18 protein-coding genes and 1 tRNA gene are annotated in these 19,404 nt (G+C 68.5%); 2 read left to right on the forward strand and 17 right to left on the reverse strand.

The window, feature by feature from the left end; translation table 11 throughout:
* Positions 1–2,082 (forward strand): ABC transporter ATP-binding protein, encoded by a 2,082-nt coding sequence (locus C5B96_RS09460; protein ID WP_104245117.1) that lies wholly within the window; start codon positions 1–3, stop codon positions 2,080–2,082.
* Positions 2,083–2,110: 28 nt separating this feature from the next.
* On the opposite strand, the gene folD is transcribed toward C5B96_RS09460, so the two are convergent.
* The 12 genes from folD to topA form a co-directional block, all read right to left on the reverse strand.
* Positions 2,111–2,974, reverse strand: coding sequence for a bifunctional methylenetetrahydrofolate dehydrogenase/methenyltetrahydrofolate cyclohydrolase FolD (gene folD / locus C5B96_RS09465; protein ID WP_104245207.1), 864 nt, complete (start codon positions 2,972–2,974; stop codon positions 2,111–2,113).
* 68 nt (positions 2,975–3,042) lie between these two features.
* On the reverse strand, positions 3,043–3,900 hold the full coding sequence (purU, locus tag C5B96_RS09470; RefSeq protein ID WP_199176614.1) for a formyltetrahydrofolate deformylase: 858 nt from the start codon (positions 3,898–3,900) through the stop codon (positions 3,043–3,045).
* A gap of 165 nt (positions 3,901–4,065) precedes the next feature.
* Positions 4,066–4,896, reverse strand: a complete 831-nt coding sequence (locus C5B96_RS09475) for an RNA methyltransferase (protein WP_104245119.1) — start codon at positions 4,894–4,896, stop codon at positions 4,066–4,068.
* Positions 4,893–5,489 carry an isochorismatase family protein gene (locus C5B96_RS09480; protein ID WP_104245120.1) on the reverse strand — a complete coding sequence of 199 codons (597 nt, stop codon included), beginning with the start codon at positions 5,487–5,489 and terminating at the stop codon, positions 4,893–4,895. Before C5B96_RS09480 ends, C5B96_RS09475 begins: the two co-directional genes overlap by 4 nt.
* A gap of 150 nt (positions 5,490–5,639) precedes the next feature.
* Complete coding sequence (locus C5B96_RS09485) at positions 5,640–7,085, reverse strand: D-alanyl-D-alanine carboxypeptidase/D-alanyl-D-alanine-endopeptidase (RefSeq protein WP_233189106.1); 1,446 nt, start codon at positions 7,083–7,085, stop codon at positions 5,640–5,642.
* Positions 7,086–7,222: 137 nt separating this feature from the next.
* Positions 7,223–8,206, reverse strand: a complete 984-nt coding sequence (locus C5B96_RS09490) for a Gfo/Idh/MocA family protein (protein ID WP_104245121.1) — start codon at positions 8,204–8,206, stop codon at positions 7,223–7,225.
* Positions 8,207–8,276: 70 nt separating this feature from the next.
* Positions 8,277–8,352: transfer RNA gene (locus tag C5B96_RS09495), tRNA-Thr, on the reverse strand.
* A 35-nt stretch (positions 8,353–8,387) separates the two neighbouring features.
* Positions 8,388–9,077: a TetR/AcrR family transcriptional regulator gene (locus C5B96_RS09500; RefSeq protein WP_146078137.1), complete on the reverse strand. Its 690-nt coding sequence runs from the start codon at positions 9,075–9,077 to the stop codon at positions 8,388–8,390.
* Between the two features lie 60 nt (positions 9,078–9,137).
* Entirely contained in the window at positions 9,138–10,754 is a 1,617-nt protein-coding gene (locus tag C5B96_RS09505) for an alpha/beta hydrolase (protein WP_104245123.1), read from the reverse strand.
* Positions 10,751–11,914: a DNA polymerase III subunit delta' gene (locus tag C5B96_RS09510; RefSeq protein ID WP_104245124.1), complete on the reverse strand. Its 1,164-nt coding sequence runs from the start codon at positions 11,912–11,914 to the stop codon at positions 10,751–10,753. The genes C5B96_RS09505 and C5B96_RS09510 overlap by 4 nt, the downstream gene beginning before the upstream one ends.
* Positions 11,915–11,924: 10 nt before the next feature.
* The gene (gene tmk, locus C5B96_RS09515) at positions 11,925–12,575 is read right to left on the reverse strand and encodes a dTMP kinase (RefSeq protein ID WP_104245125.1); all 651 of its coding nucleotides are present in this window, start codon (positions 12,573–12,575) and stop codon (positions 11,925–11,927) included.
* The gene (gene topA / locus C5B96_RS09520) at positions 12,572–15,448 is read right to left on the reverse strand and encodes a type I DNA topoisomerase (RefSeq protein ID WP_104245126.1); all 2,877 of its coding nucleotides are present in this window, start codon (positions 15,446–15,448) and stop codon (positions 12,572–12,574) included. Before topA ends, tmk begins: the two co-directional genes overlap by 4 nt.
* A 240-nt stretch (positions 15,449–15,688) precedes the next feature.
* On the opposite strand from topA, the gene C5B96_RS09525 reads away from it, so the two are divergent.
* A complete protein-coding gene (locus C5B96_RS09525; protein ID WP_104245127.1) occupies positions 15,689–15,934 on the forward strand; it encodes a hypothetical protein in 246 nt (81 codons plus the stop codon).
* Positions 15,935–15,968: 34 nt separating this feature from the next.
* Here the strand turns inward: C5B96_RS09525 and C5B96_RS09530 are convergent, their stop codons facing one another.
* The 5 genes from C5B96_RS09530 to C5B96_RS09550 form a co-directional block, all read right to left on the reverse strand.
* On the reverse strand, positions 15,969–16,313 hold the full coding sequence (locus tag C5B96_RS09530; RefSeq protein WP_104245128.1) for an Rv3654c family TadE-like protein: 345 nt from the start codon (positions 16,311–16,313) through the stop codon (positions 15,969–15,971).
* 29 nt (positions 16,314–16,342) lie between these two features.
* A complete protein-coding gene (locus tag C5B96_RS09535; RefSeq protein WP_104245129.1) occupies positions 16,343–16,711 on the reverse strand; it encodes a TadE family type IV pilus minor pilin in 369 nt (122 codons plus the stop codon).
* Positions 16,711–16,941 carry a DUF4244 domain-containing protein gene (locus C5B96_RS09540; protein ID WP_104245130.1) on the reverse strand — a complete coding sequence of 77 codons (231 nt, stop codon included), beginning with the start codon at positions 16,939–16,941 and terminating at the stop codon, positions 16,711–16,713. Before C5B96_RS09540 ends, C5B96_RS09535 begins: the two co-directional genes overlap by 1 nt.
* Before the next feature lie 114 nt (positions 16,942–17,055).
* Complete coding sequence (locus C5B96_RS09545; protein WP_104245131.1) at positions 17,056–18,039, reverse strand: hypothetical protein; 984 nt, start codon at positions 18,037–18,039, stop codon at positions 17,056–17,058.
* Entirely contained in the window at positions 18,032–19,249 is a 1,218-nt protein-coding gene (locus C5B96_RS09550) for a TadA family conjugal transfer-associated ATPase (RefSeq protein ID WP_304466027.1), read from the reverse strand. Before C5B96_RS09550 ends, C5B96_RS09545 begins: the two co-directional genes overlap by 8 nt.
* Between the last annotated feature and the right edge of the window lie 155 nt (positions 19,250–19,404).

Here is a 19,404-nt window from a genome sequence, read left to right on the forward strand (position 1 = left end):
ATGTCGAATACTGCAGAACCCCGCGGCCGTCGTCGGCGTGGTGCGAAAGATGCCGAAGGCCCCCGCGCCCGTTTCAGCGATCTGATCCCCTACCTCTTCGAGCACAAGAAGGTTCTCTCCTTCGTCATCGTGCTGAGCGTGCTGGGCGCCGCCGCAAGCCTCGCCCAGCCCCTGCTCGTGAGCCAGGTCATCACGCTGGTCACCGCCGGGTCGAGCCTCGACGGGCTGGTCTGGGGCCTCGTCGCCCTCGTGGTGGTCTCAGGCCTGATCAGCGGTTTTCAGCACTACCTGCTGCAGCGCACGGGCGAGGGCGTCGTACTCTCGTCGCGGCGCAAGCTGGTGGGGCGGATGCTCAACCTCCCCATCCGCGAATTCGACACCCGCCGCACCGGCGACCTGGTCTCGCGGGTCGGCTCCGACACGACCCTTTTGCGGGCCGTGCTGACGCAGGGCCTCGTGGAGGCCATCGGCGGCTCGCTCACCTTCGTCGGGGCGCTCATCGCCATGCTCATCATCGACCCGGTACTGCTCGGGCTGACGGTGCTCGTCGTCGGGCTCTCGATCGTCGTGGTTGTGCTGCTCTCTGCGCGCATCCGCGTCGCCAGTCGCCAGGCGCAGGAGAAGGTCGGCGACCTGGCCGCGAGCGTGGAGCGGGCCATCAGTGCGGTGCGTACGGTTCGCGCGGCGAACGCGACCGAACGCGAGATCGCAGCGGTGGAGAAAGACGCCGAGGGCGCCTGGCTGATGGGTATCAAGGTGGCGAAGATCTCGGCGCTGGTGGTGCCCGTCGCGGGAATAGCGATGCAGGTCGCGTTCCTCACGGTGATCGGGGTGGGCGGCTACCGGGTGGCGAGCGGGTCGATCACGATCGCCGCCCTCGTGTCGTTCATCCTGTTCCTGTTCATGATGATCCTTCCGCTCGGGCAGGCGTTTGGGGCGTTCACGTCGGTGAATTCGGCGCTGGGGGCGCTGGGGCGCATCCAGGAGATCATCGCGCTGCCGAGTGAGGGGCAGCTGGATCGGGATGTGGCGCCGCTGCATGCGGGTGCTGGTGGTGTGGCTGGTGCTGGCGGTATGGGTGGTGCTGGCGGCGGCGCGGGTGGCGCTGGCGCTGGTCTCGCGGCGTCGCGGGTGGCCTCCGTCGGTGAGCTCGCCGTCGAGTTCGACGACGTCTTCTTCGCCTACGCCGACGGAGCTGCGCCGGGCGACGGGGCTCCGGATGCCCGGGGTGACCTCACCGGGCCGGGCACAGTTCGGCTCGCAGCACGGGGCGCAGACGTGCAGGCTGAGCCGGGCATCCAGAGCCGGATCGGCGACGACGCACCGGTGAAGCTGTCCGCGGCGCCGACCCGCGCCGCGGCAGCCACCCGCGACGCCTCGCCCGCCTCCGCCGCACCCGCCGCACCCGTTCTTCGCGGAGTGAGTTTCAGCGTGCCCCGCGGCAAGCGCATCGCCCTCGTCGGGCCGTCGGGTGCCGGCAAGAGCACCATCCTCGCGCTCATCGAGCGGTTCTACGACGCGACGGGAGGCAGCATCCGTGTGGGCGGGGTCGACATCCGCGCCCTCGACCGGCGCGAACTGCGGGCGCAGATCGGCTACGTCGAGCAGGACGCGCCGGTACTGGCCGGCAGCATCCGCTCTAACCTGCTGCTCGCCACGCCCGACGCGACCGACGACCAGTGCGTCGCGGTGCTCGGTGCCGTCAACCTGCTCGAGGTGCTGGAGCGTTCACCTCTCGGCCTGGATGCGCCCGTCGGCGAGGAGGGAGTCATGCTCTCGGGCGGCGAGCGCCAGCGGCTCGCGATCGCGCGAGCGCTGCTGTCGGCCCCGCCCATCCTGCTGCTGGATGAGTCGACCTCGAGCCTCGACGGGCTGAACGAGCAGATGCTGCGCGAGGCGATCGACGCGGTCGCCGAGAACCGCACGCTGATCGTCATCGCGCACCGGCTCTCGACCGTCGTGGACTCCGACCGCATCATCGTGCTCGACCACGGCAGCGTGGTCGGGGTCGGAACCCACTCCGAACTTGTCGAGTCCACTCCCCTCTACCGCGAGCTCGCAAAGCGCCAGCTGCTCGTCTGAGCGGGCCGCTGTCGCCGCCCGCCGAGCGTCAGTCGGCGAGCGCGTACTGCAGTTCTGCGGCGCGCAGCGTGTTCGCGAGCAGCATCGCGATCGTCATCGGGCCCACCCCGCCGGGCACCGGAGTGAGGAGCGAGGCCACCTCCGAGACGCCCGCGAAGTCGACGTCGCCGCTGAGGCCCTCCGGCCCGCGGTGGATCCCCACGTCGATCACGACCGCACCCGGCTTCACGAAGTCGCTTGTGATCAGCCCCTTCACCCCGACCGCAGCCACGATGACATCCGCGGCACGGCAGACCGACGCGAGGTCGCGGGTGCGCGAGTGCGCGATGGTCACCGTCGCGTTGCGGTTGACCAGCAGCTGGGCGACCGGTCGCCCCACGAGCTCCGAACGGCCGACCACGACCACATTGGCGCCCTCGATCGGCACATCGTAGGCATCGAGCAGCTCGATCACCCCTGACGGCGTGCACGGCCGCAGCCCCGGCTTGCCTTGGGCGAGCAGCCCCACGCTCATGGTCGTGAGCCCGTCGACATCCTTCTCGAACGGAATCAGCTCGATCAGCGCCGCAGCGTTCAGATGCGCCGGCACCGGCAGTTGCAACAGGATGCCCGACACGGCGTGGTTCGCCGCCAGCTCCTTGAGCAGGCTCTCGACCTCCTCCTGCGTCGCATCCTCGGGGAGGTGCTGGTGCAGATCGGCCATTCCCGCAGCGACCGACGACCGGCGCTTGTTGGCCACGTAGACCTCCGACGCAGGATCGCCCCCGACGAGCACGGTGGCGAGGCCCGGCTGGATGCCCGTACGAGCGAGGAAGTCGGCGACATCAGTCTTCAGCTGGTCGCGCACGCGCGCCGCGACGGCCTTCCCATCGATGATTCCGGCTGCAGCCATGCTCTTCTCCTTCACAATCACGATTTCGTCGGCGTTCTCCACCGATCCTCTGAACCCGTCTGGGTGGCCTAGAGGATGGTGGTGGAATTCCGGTATGTCATCACTCGATCCTCACAATGCCACTGCACAGCACGGGCCAGAACGCTCCGCTCCACCTCGGCGCCACGCCGTTCCAGCTCACCGACGCTCTCGCGGTGGCTGACGCGCACCACGTCCTGTTCGATGATCGGCCCCTCGTCGAGGTTGGCCGTGGCGTAGTGCGCGGTCGCTCCGATGAGCTTCACTCCGCGTTCCTTCGCCTTCAGGTAGGGCCCAGCGCCGGCGAACGCCGGCAGAAAGGAGTGATGGATGTTGATGACCGGGCACCCGACGTTCGCCAGGAAGTCGGCCGACAGAATCTGCATGTACCGGGCCATCACCACCAGGTCGACCTTGCCGGTGAGCAGCTCCAGCTGCTCGGCCTCGGCAGCGGCCTTGGTCGCCTTGCTCACCGGGATGTGCACGAACGGCACTCCGAAACTCTCGGCGTCGGCACGGAGGTCATCATGATTCGAGATGACGAGTGTGATGTCCATGTCGAGGTCGCCACTCTTGTTCCGCCAGAGCAGTTCGAGCAGGCAGTGGTCGTACTTCGAGACCATGATCGCGACCCGCTTCGGCGACGCCGCGCTCGTGAACGTGTACGACATCCCGAACCGCCGGCCGACTTCGGCCTCGAAATCGCGGTCGAGCTCCGAGAGCCGATCGGCCAGGTTCTCACGGTGGAAGACCGTGCGCTGAAAGAACTCGCCGTTCTCGGAGTCGGTGCTGAACTGGCCGAGCTCGACGATGTTCGCGCCGTGCTCCGCGAGAAACCCGGCCACCGCGGCGACGATCCCGGGTTGGTCGGCGCACTGGATGGTCAGACGGCCGATGTCGCGCGGCATCGGCGGGGTCTCGACGCCGCCTGTCGGGGCGAGCGCGGCAAGCGGAGCATCGGCGAACGCCGGCTGTTCGGGCACCATCGGTGGGCGTACTCCTCGGTAGATATGTGTGAATCCCACGCTAACGGGTTTTGCGGCGCCCTCCGCACGCGCGGCGGGCCACCAGGGTCAGCCCGAGACCGCCCACAGCGCGACCGCGCTGGCCGCCGCCACGTTGAGGGAGTCGATGCCGTGGGCCATCGGGATGCTCACCACCGCGTCGGCGTGCGCGAGCGCCTCGGGGGTGAGGCCCTCTCCTTCGGCTCCGAGCACGAGGGCGAGCTTGGCCGGGCGCACGTCGGATCGGGCGTAGTCGCGAAGCGAGACCGCATCGTCGCTCAGGGCGAGCGCCGCGATCTCGAACCCGGCTTCGCGGAGGGTGGCGCCCAGCTCGGGCCACTCACCGGTGCGCGTCCACGGAACCTGCAGCACCGTGCCCATGCTCACGCGGATGGCTCGTCGGTAGAACGGGTCCGAGCATCGCGGCGTCACGAGTACCGCATCGGCGCCGATCGCCGCCACCGAACGGAAGATGGCGCCGACGTTGGTCGGGTCTGCCACGTTCTCGAGCACGACGACCAGCCGAGCGCCCGCCAGCAACTCTTCGACCGACAGCAGTGCGGGCCTGTTCATCGACGCGACGATGCCGCGGTGCAGAATGTAACCGGTCAGCTCGGCAAGCAGCTCACCCGGCCCCACGAACACCGGGGTCGTGGCTGCGTGCGGGCCGAGCGCGGTCAGCGCGTCGTCAGCCGAGCCCCCGAGAGCGAGCACCGAGCGGGGCGTGTGTCCCGCGCGTACGGCGCGCTCGAGAACGAGCGCCGATTCGGCGAGGTAGAGACCGTGTTCGCTGCCCTGCGCCTTCCGCAACGCGACATCCGTCTGGTGGGAGTAGTCGGTCAGTCGAGGGTCACTGAGTTCGGTGATCTCGACCAGGTTCGACGAGAAGCCCGTGCTCACGCCTCGTCGACCGACGTCGAGCTCACCAGGTCGGCACCCGCATGACCGAGTTCCGCAAGCGCAGCCGCGCTCGACCCCGCATCGACGCCCGCAACGAGGTCCGTCAGAATTCGCACCTTGCGGCCGTGTTCGATGGCGTCGAGGGCCGAGGCCCGCACGCAGTAGTCGGTCGCGATCCCCGCAACGTCGATCTCCGTCACTCCGTGCTCGTCGAGCAGCTCGTGCACCGTGCCGCCCTCCTCGGTCGTGCCCTCGTAGATGGAGTAGGCCGGCTCGCCCTGGCCCTTTCGAACGTGAAAGGTGATGGCGTCAGCGGTCAGCGCATCGTGGTACTCGGCCCCGGGGGTACCGGCGACGCAGTGCGCGGGCCACGTGGCCACGAAGTCGGGAGCCGCGTCCGTCGCGAAGTGCCCCCCGTTGTCGTTGTCGGGGTCGTGCCAGTCGCGAGAGGCGATCACGAAGTCATAGGCGTCTGGATGCTCGGAGAGCAGCCGCGAGATGCCCGCCGCCACGGCGCCACCCCCTTCGACGCCGAGCGCACCGCCCTCGGTGAAGTCGTTCTGCACGTCGATGATGAACAGGGCCTTGCTCACGATCAGCTCCTCGAATGGTCAGGCAGCAGGCTTCGACCGAGACCCGCTGGCGAACGAGACAATTCTACGTCTGGCCGCCCGGAGCGCCGCCGCTGGATGCGCCGTCGGCAGATAGGTCAGCGCCAGACGAGCCGCCACCAGATGGGTCACTCAATTGTTCGAGAGCGCGTTGCCACAGTTGTACACGCCGACCGTCAGCGCATCGAGCGCCTCCCTGCCCGAACCCAGCTGGCTGTTCAGCGCGAAGAACGCGAAGGTGAGAACGCTGCCGTCCGCGGCGTGGATGACCCCGGCGAGCGTGTTGGCGGAATCGATCGATCCCGTCTTCGCGAACACCCTGCCGTTCACGACAGAGTTCGCACCGGTGAACCGGTACGACAGCGTGCCGGTCTGATCGGCGATGGGCAGGCCGTCGAGCAGCACCCCCAGGCTGCCGTCGCGAGCGTTCACTCTGTCGAGAAGCGCGGTGATGAACTCGGCAGAGACAGCGTCGTCGTCGCTGAGACCCGATCCGTCGACGATCACCAAGCCTGCAGCATCGAGCCCGTACGCCTCCGAGAGCGCCGCCGGAATGGCGGCCTGCAGCGAGGTGAACGACGAACCGGCACCCCGCTTGATCGCGGTCAGTCGCGCGAGCATCTCGGCCTCGGTGTTGTCGGAACGCAGCACGGCCTCCTGCACCATCGTCGACACCGGGGCGGACTGCACCGCTCCGAGGGAGGCGGCCCCGGCAGGTGCAGCGCCCTCGCCGAGGCGAGCGCCGACTGCGACCGAACCGAGAGCCGCCTTGAAGGCCTGGCCGGCGCGGGCGACGGGGTCGTCGCTCCGCGGCGACGTGTCGGCCGAGGGGTTCGACCGGTCACCGTCGACCATCAGTGCGGTCACCTCGGCGGTGGAGCCCTCGGTCTGCTCCACGCGATCCCACGAGGGCTGCCAGGTGTCGCCGGTGAACAGCGAGGAGTCGAGAGTGATCGTCGAGATGGCGCTGCCCGCCGTTGCGGGGTCGGCTGCCCACGCCGCCTTCACCTGGTCCGCCAACTCCAGCATCGACGCACTGTCGTTGTAGATGTTCGAGGTGCCGCTGGCGAGGGTGACATCGCCCCCGCCGACCAGAACCACCTCACCGCCCTGTTCGCCCTTCAGCACGGTTGTCGTGACCCGGTAGTCCGGCCCGAGCACCGTGAGCGCAGCGGCGGAGGTGAGCACCTTCATCACGCTCGCGGTCCGTGAGAACGTGTCGCCGTCGCGGTCGAACAGGATGCTGCCGCTGGCGGCGTCGCGGATGGTGCCCTGGAACGTTCCGAGCCCGGCCGCCGAGGCGAGAGCGTCGACCGAGCACGTGCGCACGATCGTCGGCGCCGCCGCGGTTGTCGGTTGCGGGCGCCGCTGGGGCACCGGCACCGTGGAGGTCGCCCGGGGAGTCGGGGCGGTGGCGGAGGCAGCCACGACGGGCGTGGTCTCGTTCTGCGCGGCAGCGAAGGCTGCACCGCCGGCGAGGGAACCGCCGGCGAGGAGGGCGAACAACGCCCAGCCACCGTTGAGCCGCAGCCGGCGGTGCCGCGAGCGGCTGTTCTGCGGTGCGGAGTGGCCGGGCATCCGCACAATGTACCAGCCGCCACTCCGCACCAGCCGTCACTCGCTACCAGCCGTCACTCCACGAGCGGAGGGCGGCGCCGGCGCGACAGCGATCTCGGCCCACCCCACGACGGTGCGGGGCGGGTTCCGGGCCGCGGCTACTCGCCGGGGTAGCTGAGCCCGATCTGGCGGCGAACCTCATCGAGCACACCCATGATCGCAACACTCTCGCTGAGGGGAAGGATCGCACTTTCGCGCTCACCCGCCGCAACGACCCGCTCGAGCTCCCACGCCTGGTACTGCATGCCGCGACCGACCACCTCAGAGGCGTACTCCTCGAGCACACCTCCGTCTGAGCCGATGACACGGAACGACGTCGGTGCGTACCACGTGCGGTCGATCTCGACGCGGGCCTCCGTGCCGATCACCGTCGCGGTCACGGGCCCAGCGGCATCCAGCGCGGAGTGCAGCACGGCCTGCCGACCACCCTCGTGCTCGAAGATGATCGCCGTCTGGCGGTCGACGCCGGTCGCGATACGACTGGCACTCGCCATGACCCGGGTCGGCAGACCGAGCATGTCGACGGCGAACGAGACGGGGTAGATGCCGAGGTCGAGAAGCGCGCCGCCACCGAGTTCCGGCGCGTTGATACGGTGCGACGGATCGCTCGGCAGCAGCTGGTTGTGATCGGCGAGCACCGTGCGCACGTCGCCGAGCATTCCAGCGGCAATGAGCTCGCGGATGCGCACCATGTGCGGCAAGAACCGCGTCCACATGGCCTCGAGCACCACGACACCGGCTGCCGCGGCCGCGTCGGCGATGGCCCGGGCCTGCTTCTCGTTCACGGTGAACGACTTCTCGACGAGCACGTGCTTGCCGCCCTGAATCGCGAGGAGCGCATTCTCCTCGTGGAACGGATGCGGCGTGGCCACGTAGATCACGTCGACGTCAGGGTCGGCGGCCAGCTGCTCGTAGCTGCCGTGGGCGGTCGGGCCGCCGAAGCGCGCCGCGAAGGCGTCGGCCGACTCCTGGCTCCGCGAGCCGACCGCCACCAGCTCGAGGCCGTTCTCGACCAGATCCGAAGCGAATGAGGCGGCAATGCCGCCCGTTCCGAGAATTCCCCAGCGCAGCCCGTCGGTCATTGCGTACTCCTTCATCGTCGGTGACAGTACAGAAAGAAAAAGAAGGCCCGGTTTCCCGGGCCTTCTGTCATGGGGCCGCCTATCAGAATCGAACTGATGACCTATTCATTACGAGTGAATCGCTCTACCGACTGAGCTAAGGCGGCCTGGCCGATGGTAGCCACCGGCACAGCAAGCAATCTTATAGGAGTGTTTGCAGGTCGCGAAACGACCGCGTCAGCAGAGTCGACATCGATTGGGCCTCCGAGCTCTCCGCCCAGGTCGCCCACGCGTGCCGCATTGCGGCGATCGACACCAGGGCGATCAGCCGCGCGCGTTCGTGAAGAGCAGTTTGATCAGGGTTTTCGTTCCGAGCCGCGGTGGTCGCGGCATCCAGAGCCAGGCGCTCAGCGACGACCGAGGTGAGCTCGATCTCGAACTCGCGCAGGCTGGTAATTCGCTGCACGAGAAGATGCGGATAGTCCCGGATGACCAGCTTGCGCAGGTGGTGCATCTCGAAATCCTGGCTGACGGTGTCGGCGATCGACCGCATGATGTCGAGCAGCCCGTCGAGAAGAGGAGCGTTGGGCCCGGCGGAAATGAACGCCTCTACTTCGGCGGGCGGCAGGGTGAACGGCGATTCGCCGAGAACGGCCGCCTCTTTCGACGAGAAGTAGTTGAAGAACGTTCGCGGCGAGATGTCGGCGCGTCGACTGATCTCGTCGACGGTGACATTGTCGAGACCCTTGTCGCGGCTCAGCTCGAGCACAGCCGACTGGATGCTGCGGCTCGTCGCTATGCGTTTGCGCTCGCGGAGCCCCATTCCGGCAGCGACCGGGCCCGAGCGCGACGCTCCACCCGCTTCAGCAGAGGTGCTCCCGGCTATGCTCACACCATCAATTATTGCAGACCGCGCAAGAATTCGGGCTCTTCAGTCATTCTCTCCCTAATCTCACGTTGTGCACTTCGGGTCGGAACTCGGTGCGTCACCCGTGAGAAAGTACGTGTCGACGAGGTCGTGCACGCAGCTCGACGTGCCGTAGGCCGTGTGGCCCTCGCCTTCGTAGGTGATGAGCTGCGAGCCAGTGAGCTGCTTCGAGACCGCCACAGCGTCTTCGTAAGGAGTGGCCGGGTCGTCGGTCGTTCCGACGACGAGGATGGTCGGAGCACCGGCGTCGCTCACCGGGCCGGGCGTGCGGGTTGCCGGCACCGGCCAGTTCGCGCAGCCGATGTCTCCGTAAGTCCACCACGGGCCGAAGGTCGGGGCCGCTGCGATGAGCGCGTCGTTCTGCTTCTGGATCGTCGCCTCATCGGTCACGGCCGGGTAGTCGAGACAGTTGATCGCCGTGAAGGCCTCCGTCTGGTTGTTCTGGTAGGTGCCGTCGGAGTTGCGACCGTTGTAGGCATCCGCCAGCTGGAAGGCGAGCGTGGCATCGCCGGTCTTCACCTGCGCGATCATCTGCGAGAGGTACGACCAGCTGCTTTCGGTGTAGAGCGGGTAGAAGATCGCCGTGAGAAGACTTGCCGAGCCGAGCTTGCGGCCGTCGGAGGCGGTGATCGGGTTGCTGTCCACCGCTTTGAGGAGTGTCTGCACCTGCTTGGTCGCGTTCTCGACGGAGCCGGAGAAGGGGCAGTTCGAACCGCTGAGGCAGTTCGTGAGGTACGCCTTCAGCGCACCCTCGAAGCCCTTCGCCTGCCCGATGCTCGAGTCGAAACCGGTCGAGGTCGGGTCGACGACGCCGTCGATGGTCATGCGGCGCACCTTCTCGGGGAACAGCGTCGCGTACTCGCTGCCGATGAAGGTGCCGTAGGAGTACCCGAGATAGTTCAGGCCGGTGTCGCCGACGGCCGCGCGCAGCACGTCGAGGTCGCGCACCGTGCTCTCGGTGTCGATGTGGCCGAGCAGGGCTCCGGTCTTGGCCGCGCAGTCGTCGCCGAAACTCTTCGCGACGGCGGTGGCCCCGGCCAACCACTCGTCAGACCCGCGCTTGCCGGGAACGATGTCGTAGAGGTAGGCGTCCATCTGGGCGGGCGTGACGCAGTCGACAGCGGAGGACTGCCCGACACCACGAGGATCGAAGCCCACGATGTCGTACTGCTGCTGAACGGAAGGATCGACGGCGAAATCGACGCTGTCCTTCACGAAGTCGAGTGCGGAGACTCCGGGGCCTCCGGGGTTCACGAAGAGGGTGCCCTGGCGGGTGCCGCTCTTCGCCGGCTGCTTGATGAGCGCGAGGGAGATGGGCTCACCTGTCGGGTCGCTCCAGTCGAGCGGCACCTGTGCCTTGGTGCATTCGAACCCGCCGCCGCAGTCTGACCAGGCGAGGGTCTGGCCGTAGAACGGCTGCAGGTCGGCCTCCACCTGTTCGCCCGTCGGAGTCGACTGGCCGGCTGCCGCTCCCGTGGAGCCACCGTCGGTCGACGCGTTGGGGAACCACGTCGTGCAGCCGGAGAGGAGGAGCACGGCCGCAGCGGTCACCGCTGTGACAGCGGCGAAGCGCGAGCGGGAGCGCGACGAACGGATACGGCCAACCCGACCGGATCGGTGCGACGGTACAGGTTCGGTCACGGCAGGGCCTTTCGTGGTGCGGAACCGGGCAGTGCCACGGTGATGAGCATCGCCTCGAGGGCGAGAGCGGGTGCCACGTTCGCGGCTATGCGTCGGCGGGCGTCGGCGATCGCATCCATTACGGCCAGCGTGTCGGCCGGCTCGCCCGCTGCGGCGAGCGCGTCGAGTTTCGGTCGGATGGCGGCGTTGATCGGCTCGAGCCGAGCATCCAGTTGCAACAGCAGCACGTCGCGGTAGAGCGACAGCAGGTCGACGAGAATGCGGTCGATGCCGTCGCGGAGGCTGCGCGTCGAGCGCCGCTTCTGGTCTTCTTCGAGCGCCTTGACCTGCGAACGCAACCCTGCCGGCACGGCCTGGCCGGGTTCGACCCCAAGCGTGCGGAGGGTGCTCTCGCGCTCCTCGGCGTCTCTCTCCTCGGTGATCGCGGAGGCATCGTCTTTGGCGAGGTCGAGCAGGCGAGCGGCGGCCATGACGGCCTCGGGCACGCTCCGGATGCCGAGAGCCACCGCCAGCGTCTCGTCACGGCGCGCACGCGCCTCTGCATTGGTGGCCAGCCGGTGCGCCATGCCGATGTGGCTCTGCGCCTCCCTCGCGGCACGGTGCGCCGTCTCGGCGTCGACGCCGTCGCGCCGTTCGAGGAGTTCGGCGACATCGTTCGTGCTCGGAACCCGCAGCCGCACCGAACGCACCCGGGAGCGGATCGTCGGCAGGAGGTCGGCCTCACTCGGCGCGCAGAGAATCCACACGGTGCGCTCGGGCGGCTCCTCGAGCGCCTTGAGCAGCACGTTCGACGTGCGCTCGACCATGCGGTCGGCGTCTTCGATGATCATGACGCGGTAGCGCGACACGGAGGGCGAGAACTGCGAGCTCGAGACGAGCGCCCGCACCTCTTCTATCGAGATGATGACCCTGTCGGTGCTGAGTACGGCGAGATCGGGGTGGGTTCGGGCGGCGACCTGGCGGCAGTCGCGGCAGTGGCCGCATCCACCCTCCCGGCAGAGCAGTGCTGAGGCGAAGGCGTACGCCAGGTTCGAGCGGCCGGAACCGGGCGGGCCGGTGATGAGCCACGAGTGCGTCATGGCTCCCCCGACGTTGCCCGCGGCATCCCTGAAGACGTCGATCGCCTCGGGTTGCCCGGTCAGCTCCTGCCACACGCTCATGTCGTCAAACCTACCTGCCGCCACTGACAACGAGCGGGGCGAGACGTTCGCGGATCTGCGCAGAAATGACGTCGGGAGGGAGTGCCCCGTCGACGACGAGAAAGCGTTCGGAATCATCCGCTGCAATCGCCAGGAACGAGGCGCGAACACGGGTATGGAAGTCGCTCTTCTCCGCCTCCAGCCTGTCGAATCGTTTCTCCGCGCGGTCGAGCCGTTCGCGGGCGTGAGCTTCATCGAGATCGATCAGAATGGTCAGATCGGGCCGCAGACCTTCGGTGGCCCACTCGGAGAGCCTCCTGATCTCGCCGCCGTCGAGCACGCGACCGGCACCCTGATAGGCGACCGACGAGTCGATGTAGCGATCCTGGATGACCACCTCACCGCGCTCGAGCGCCGGGCGCACCTTGGTGGCGATGTGTTGGGCCCTGTCGGCGGCGTAGAGCAGCGCCTCGGCGCGATCGCTGATCTGACCCCGGCTGTGCAGCACGATCTCCCGCACCTCCAGGCCGAACTCGGTACCGCCCGGCTCGCGGGTGCGCACGATCGTGCGGCCCGATGCCGCCAACCAGTCGGCGAGCAGTGCCGCCTGCGTCGATTTGCCCGCGCCGTCGCCCCCTTCGATGGTCACGAACAGGCCACGGGGGGTAGCGCTCTCTGTCACTTCTTCGGAGCAGCCTTTCGAGCGGGCGCCTTTCGCGCGGTTCCCGCCGCCGCGCGCTTCGTCGTGGTGCGCGGCTTGGCCGGACCCTTGGCGCGCTTGTCGGCGAGCAGCTGCACGGCGCGGTCGTAGTCGATCTCCTCGATCGACTCGGCCTTCGGAATCGTGGCATTGGTCACGCCATCTGTCACGTAGGCGCCGAACCGGCCGTCTTTGATCTTGATCGCCTTGCCGCTCTCGGGGTCGGGCTCGTCGAACTCCTTCAAGGCACTGGATGCTCGCCGGGCACCGTATTTGGGCTGGGCGAAGAGCTCGATCGCGCCGGGCAGGTCGATCTCGAAGATGAGGTCTTCGTTGTCGAGCGAGCGGGTGTCGGTGCCCTTCTTGAGGTACGGGCCGAACTTGCCGTTCTGCGCGGTGATCGGCTCGGAGGTCTCGGGGTCGTCGCCCACGGTGCGCGGCAGAGCGAGCAGGCGGAGGGCCGTGTCGATGTCGATCGAGGCCAGGTCCATCGACTTGAAGAGCGAAGCGGTACGGGGCTTGACCGCCGCGGACTTCGCGGGCGCCTTCTTCGCGGCCGGCTTCTTGGCAGGGGCCTTCTTCGCGGTGGACTTCGCGCCAGTCGAGCCTGCGGAGCCGGATTCGGCCGGGGGCTCGACGAGCAGTGCCGCAGCCGCGAGAAGGGCAGCTGCCGCCTCGGCCTCCTGCTCGGCCGTGAGCTCTGGGTCGACCTCGGTCACGTAGGGGCCGAACCGGCCATCTTTCGCGACCACGTTCTTGCCGTTCTCGGGGTTCACCCCGATGACGCGGTCGACGACGACGGGGGCGTTGATGAGTTCTTCGGCCTTGCCGAGCGTCAACTCGTCGGGTGCGAGCTCCGGCGGGATGTTCACCCGGCGCGGAGTCTTCACCTCGCCGGTCGCGAGGTCGACCTCGTCGCCCTCCGACACTTCGAGATAGGGGCCGTACTTGCCGATGCGCAGCGTGATCTCGTCGGAGAGCGGGATCGAGTTGATCGCCTTGGCGTCGATGTCGCCGAGGTTGTCGATCACGTCTCGGAGGCCGCGGTGGCCGTCGTTGCCGAAGTAGAACCCGTTCAGCCAGTCGACGCGGTCTTCTTCGCCGCCCGCGATCTTGTCGAGGTCGGATTCCAGTTCGGCGGTGAACTCGTAGTTCACCAGCTCGGAGAAGAACTCCTCGAGCAGGCGGATGACCGAGAACGCGATCCAGTTGGGAACGAGGGCCTGGCCCCGGGGCGTCACGTAGCCGCGGTCGATGATGGTGGAGATGATCGACGCGTAGGTCGAGGGGCGACCGATGCCGAGCTCGTCGAGCGTCTTCACAAGGCTGGCCTCCGTGTAGCGCGGGGGTGGGCTGGTCTCGTGGCCGGCGGCCTCCACCTCGAGGGCGCGGAGGTTCTGGCCCTTCGTCAGCGGGGGGAGTTTGGCCTCTGTGGGCTCGTTGCTGGCGTTCCGCTCTTCGTCCTGGCTCTCCTCGTAGGCGAGCATGAAACCGCGGAAGGTGATGACGGTGCCGCTGGCCGAGAACTCGGCGACGGTGCTGTCGGTCAGCCCCTCGACGGCGGTCGGGCCGGCAATGATCGTGACGGATGCCGTGGAGCCCTTGGCATCTGCCATCTGCGAGGCGACGGTGCGCTTCCAGATGAGTTCGTAGAGACGGAAGTCGTTGCCACGGAGGGTCGATGAGAGCTGCGACGGGGTGCGGAAGGTCTCACCGGCGGGGCGGATCGCCTCGTGCGCCTCCTGGGCGTTCTTTCCCTTGCCCGAGTACAGCCGCGGCTTGTCGGGAACCGTCTCGGCACCGTACAGCGCCGTGGCCTGGGTGCGGGCGGCGTTCAGCGCCTGCTGCGAGAGCGACGGGGAGTCGGTTCGCATATAGGTGATGTAGCCGTTCTCGTAGAGCGACTGGGCGACGCTCATCGTCTGCCGCGCGGAGAACCGGAGCTTTCGCGCCGCCTCCTGCTGCAGCGTCGACGTCGTGAAGGGTGCGGCAGGGCGCCGGGTGTACGGCTTCGACTCGACATTCGAGACCTGGATGCCGACGGTCGGGTCTTTCAGAGCGGCTGCCAGCGACTGGGCCTGGGCCTCGCTCAACAGGCTGGCCTTGCTCTTCAGCTGGCCCGACTCGTCGAAGTCGCGGCCGGTGGCAATTCGTTCGCCGTTGACACGCACCAGCCGGGCGCCGAACGACTGCGCATCCGCACCGGCGGTCGCCGCGTCGGCGAGCGTTGCGTTCAGGTCCCAGTAGCTCGCGGCCGTGAACGCGAGGCGCTCGCGTTCACGCTCCACCACGAGACGGGTGGCGGCGGACTGCACACGGCCGGCCGAGAGACCCGGGCCGACCTTTCGCCAGAGCACCGGCGACACCTCATAGCCGTAGAGCCTGTCGAGGATGCGCCGCGTCTCCTGCGCATCGACCAGGGCCTCGTCGATGTCGCGGGTGTTGTCGCGAGCGTGCTCGATCGCCTCCTTGGTGATCTCGTGGAACACCATGCGGCGAACAGGAACTTTCGGCTTCAGCACTTCGAGCAGGTGCCACGCGATGGCCTCACCCTCGCGGTCTTCATCAGTTGCAAGGTAGAGCTCGTCGGCGTTCGCCAGGGCCTTCTTCAGTTCGGCGACCGTCTTCTTCTTCTCCGCGGAGACCACATAGTACGGAGCGAAGCCGTTCTCGACGTCGACAGAGAACTTGCCGAGGGAGCCCTTCTTCAATTCCGGCGGGAGATTCTTCGGCTCGACGAGGTCGCGGATGTGACCGACCGAGGCCTGCACCTCGTAGCCGTCGCCCAGGTACTGGGCGATGGACTTCACTTTGGTCGGTGACTCGACGATCACGAGTTTTCTCGGGCCTGACACGGGCGCTCCCTGAACACTGGAATATGGATTGCTGAACGCTGCTGAACCGGCTCGACTGAGCAGGAGCGGCGCGACCGACGGACGCACTGGCCCGTCAGGCACACCATACACACCATCCGATGGCGTTTACCTAATTCCGCCGTGGGCTTACGTCGCTGCGAGTAAGCCCTCCGCCTCTTGCGGCGCGGCGCATTCGGAGCAGGATGGAGGCTGTAACTCAATGGAGAGGAGTAGGCACTCGTGTCTGTCACCCAAATAGGAACCTATACAGCGAAGCTCGTCGACGGGCCGTTGGAGGGTAAGACCATCAGCACGGACTTCACGGCGGGAGGTGAGGCCCAGCCGAGGATCATGATCCCCACGGACACGCCCTCGAAGCAGTACCTCTATATCCGCGGTCGCGGAATCGAGTTCGGCGAGGGCAGCGACGCCGATCGCCGCCCTCGCGCCGTCGAATACCGCTTCGTGCAGGCCGTCTTCGAATAGCGGGCATCTCGTTTCACCGGGGCCGGGTCTGCAGTCACTGCGGGCCCGGCCCCGCTCGTGCCGCCACCGTCACGTCGACACCCAGAACGACCCGGTGCGCCTGCACGGAGACGATGGCATCGGCCACGTCGCAGTCGGCCAGCTCGACGCCGTTCCCCGCGGCGACCCGAGCTGCCGCCAGGCAGGGATAGCCGCCCAGGAATCCCGCGGCGACGTCTGCCCCGGCCAGCGCGGCCGCCTCGGCGGCGCCCTGGAGTTGGTGCCGCGCCGACAACGCCGTGACGAGAGTCATCAGCAGCGCCGCCATCATCAGCAGGGCGGCGATGACGGCGATCGCCAGCACCGATCCCGAGCCGGTGTCGTCACGGAACGGCCTCATCACGCGGGACAGTCGCACCCCCCGCGCCGTCATCGCCCGTCTCCCAGGGAGCAGGACCGGGCGCTGGCCTCCAGCCCTCCGGCGTCGAGACCGCCCAGCCGGATCGGCGCCGACACGGTCGCGCAGACCAGGTCGCCTTCACGCGCGGTCGAGAGGCGGTGGGTGCCGACAAGGCGGTTCACCAGTCCGTCGGCAGCTGAGGGGTCGCCGCGCGCGTTCGTTCGCGCGGCGACGGATGCGGCATCCGCGACCCGCAGGTGAAGGGCACCAGCCTGCAGGGACGAGATCGCCAGCACGAGCACGAGGAGAACGGCGGGGAGGCCGGCGGCGAATTCGGCTGTGACGGTTCCACGATCATCCTGCACCGCGCGGACGATCCGGATCCCGTGGCCGGCCATCAGACGCCTGCCGTCAGTGCTGTGCGGATGATCTGGGTGAGCAGGGCCTTCACTTCGTCGCCGTGGAGGATCGCAACGAGGAGCCCCGCGAAGCCGACGGCGGCCATCGTGGCGATGGCATACTCCGCTGTCGCCGATCCACGGTCGTCACGAAGAGCCACCTTGAGACGGCGCAGGGTGCCGGAGGCATCTCGGCGTGGGAGAGAGTGATGCAGGAGGTGGTCTTTCATCGGGTGTTTCCTTTGCTTCGGGGCGGATGGTGGCTGGCGGGTCTCGTCGCTGGGTCAATCGTGGAGCGGTTCGGGTGGGTGCCGACGAAGACAGCGGCGATCGGTGGAGTTCTGCTACCAGGAGGCGAATGTGGAGGAGATGACGGCAAGCAGCAGGGGTGCGACGCCGAGGAGCATGAAGGCGGGGAGTACGCAGAGCCCGAGCGGCAGCATCAGGCGGATCGAGAGTGCCGCCGCGACCTTCTGACCGGCTGCCTGGGCTTCGCGGCGAAGCTGGCGGCCCTCGCTTCGGAGAAGCTCGGCAGCCGGCACGCCCGCCCGGTGGGAGAGCTCGACGATCGCGTCGATGACGGTCATGCTGTCGGGTTCGCCGAGATCGAAGTCGAGCAGAGTGTTCTCGGTAAGGCGGCGAGCGCTCGCCAGGGACACTCCCCCGCCCATGGCCACCGCCATGAGTTCGACGCCGAGGCCGGTGGTGACGGCAGCGGGAGTCGCTGCACGGACGAGACGGCGGTTCCAGAGTCGCGCCAGAAGAAGGAGTGCTGAGCCCGCCACCAGGCAGGCGAACCCCGGCACGGTGGCCGAGAGAGTGTGCAGCGTGTCGAAGCCGAGAAGCGCGCCGAAGCCGAGCGCGACCACAGGCAGCGCCGTCATGAGCCGCGTCGTCGCAATGGGCGCCGCAAGTGCGACATCGACAGTTCGCTGGGTGTGGCCGATGTCGCGCAGCGACCCCGCCATGTCGCGGAGGCAGGGCGCGTTCGGTGCGCCGGATTCGTCCGCAACGTGCCAGGCTGCGGCCACGGCGCGCCAGGCCGAGGCCGTGCGGGCGTCGGCAGCGCGGCTCGCGACGGCTATTGCGGCATCGGCAGGCGCTCCGAGGCTGATGGCGCGCGCAATCGTCTCGACGATGTGGGCGTGACGACGGGCGGCAGCGCTGAGCCGCCCGCCACGCGCGACGCGTTCTCCCGACGGGAGGTAGCTCCACGCGCTCTGCGGGGCCACTCCCGCTTCGAGCAGCACAGCCAGCCGCTGAACGATTGCGGCCACGGCATCGACCTGCGCGCCTCCGCTCGGAGTTTGACGCGTCTGTTCACGCATGGCGCCCTCCGGTCGGTGAGGCCGCGGTTGTCGCGACGGCCCCGGGGGCGGTGGCGACGGTGGCGCCGATGGCGCCCGCGACGTGAGACGGAGGTGGATCGACTCGGAGGCCGTCCCGAGGAGGGCCGTTCCGCAAAGGTTCCACTTCAAGGCGGCCCCTAGTGTCGAGAGCGAGGGCGCCGAGCTCGGCGAGGTAACGCTGGGAGCCGCGGCGCTCGAGGTGGAGCACGAGGCCGATCGCGCTCACGGCCTGGCTGGCCAGGGCCTCGGGAGCGAGCCCGGCCAGAGCCCCGAGGGCCTCGAGGCGGGTGGGCACGTCGGCGAGCGAGTTCGCGTGGAGCGTGCCCGCGCCGCCGTCGTGGCCCGTGTTGAGGGCGGAGAGCAGTTCGCGGATCTCGGCTCCGCGGCACTCGCCGAGCACGAGGCGGTCGGGGCGCATCCGGAGGGCTTCGCGCAGCAGGCGGTCGAGAGTGATGCCCCCCGCCCCTTCGAGGTTCGGCTGGCGCGCTTCGAGAGAGACGAAGTGCGGATGATCCACCTGCAGTTCGGCGACGTCTTCGATGGCGACGAGGCGTTCGTCGGGAGCCGCGGAGGAGAGGAGCGCCGAGAGAAAAGTGGTCTTCCCGGAGCCGCCCGCGCCGGTGATCAAAAGATTCGAGCGTTCACAGACTGCGCGCTCCACGATGGCGCGCAGGTCGATTCGCAGGCGAGATGAGCTGGGCGGAGCGTCGCCGGGAGGTGTGAAAAACCCCGCTCGCGAGAGGTCGTCGAGGTGCAGGACGCCCGGCCGGGGAATGCGGAGGGAGATGAGCGTGCCGCGCGGAGAGACCGGCGGCAGCACGGCGTGCAGCCGCATCCCGTCGTTCAGGCGCACATCGACGCAGGGGGACGCTTCGTCGATGTGGCGGCCGCCGAGGGCGACGAGACGCACGGCCAGGTCCCGGAGTTCGGGTTCGCCCGGGCACGCCCAGGAGCGCTCGCGCACGAGGCCCGATCCGCGGTCGACCCAGAGCGCGTCTGCGCCGTTGACGAAGATGTCGGTGACGCCGGGCTCCCGCGCGAACCGTTCGAGCGGGCCCAGCCCGGTCGTGTTGCGGGATGGCGGTGCATCGGAGGCCGAGCGCGCCGAACTCGCACGCGCCAGGTAAGCACGCGCGGCGTCAGACGACGGCGCATCGTCGTATCCGCGCGTCGAGCTCGGGCGCGCCACGTACGGTAGCGCCGCCACGCGCCACGGCGCGGGCGAGGGTGGCGCCCCGACAGGCGGCGGCCCAAGCCGGGGAGGCGGCGTGGGCGAAGGCACCGCAGAGGGCGATGCGCCAGCCAACCGACGCCGGGAGGGCTGCAGCGGGGGCGGAGGCGCGG

This window comes from Subtercola sp. Z020 (assembly GCF_002931235.1).
GTDB lineage: Bacteria > Actinomycetota > Actinomycetes > Actinomycetales > Microbacteriaceae > Subtercola.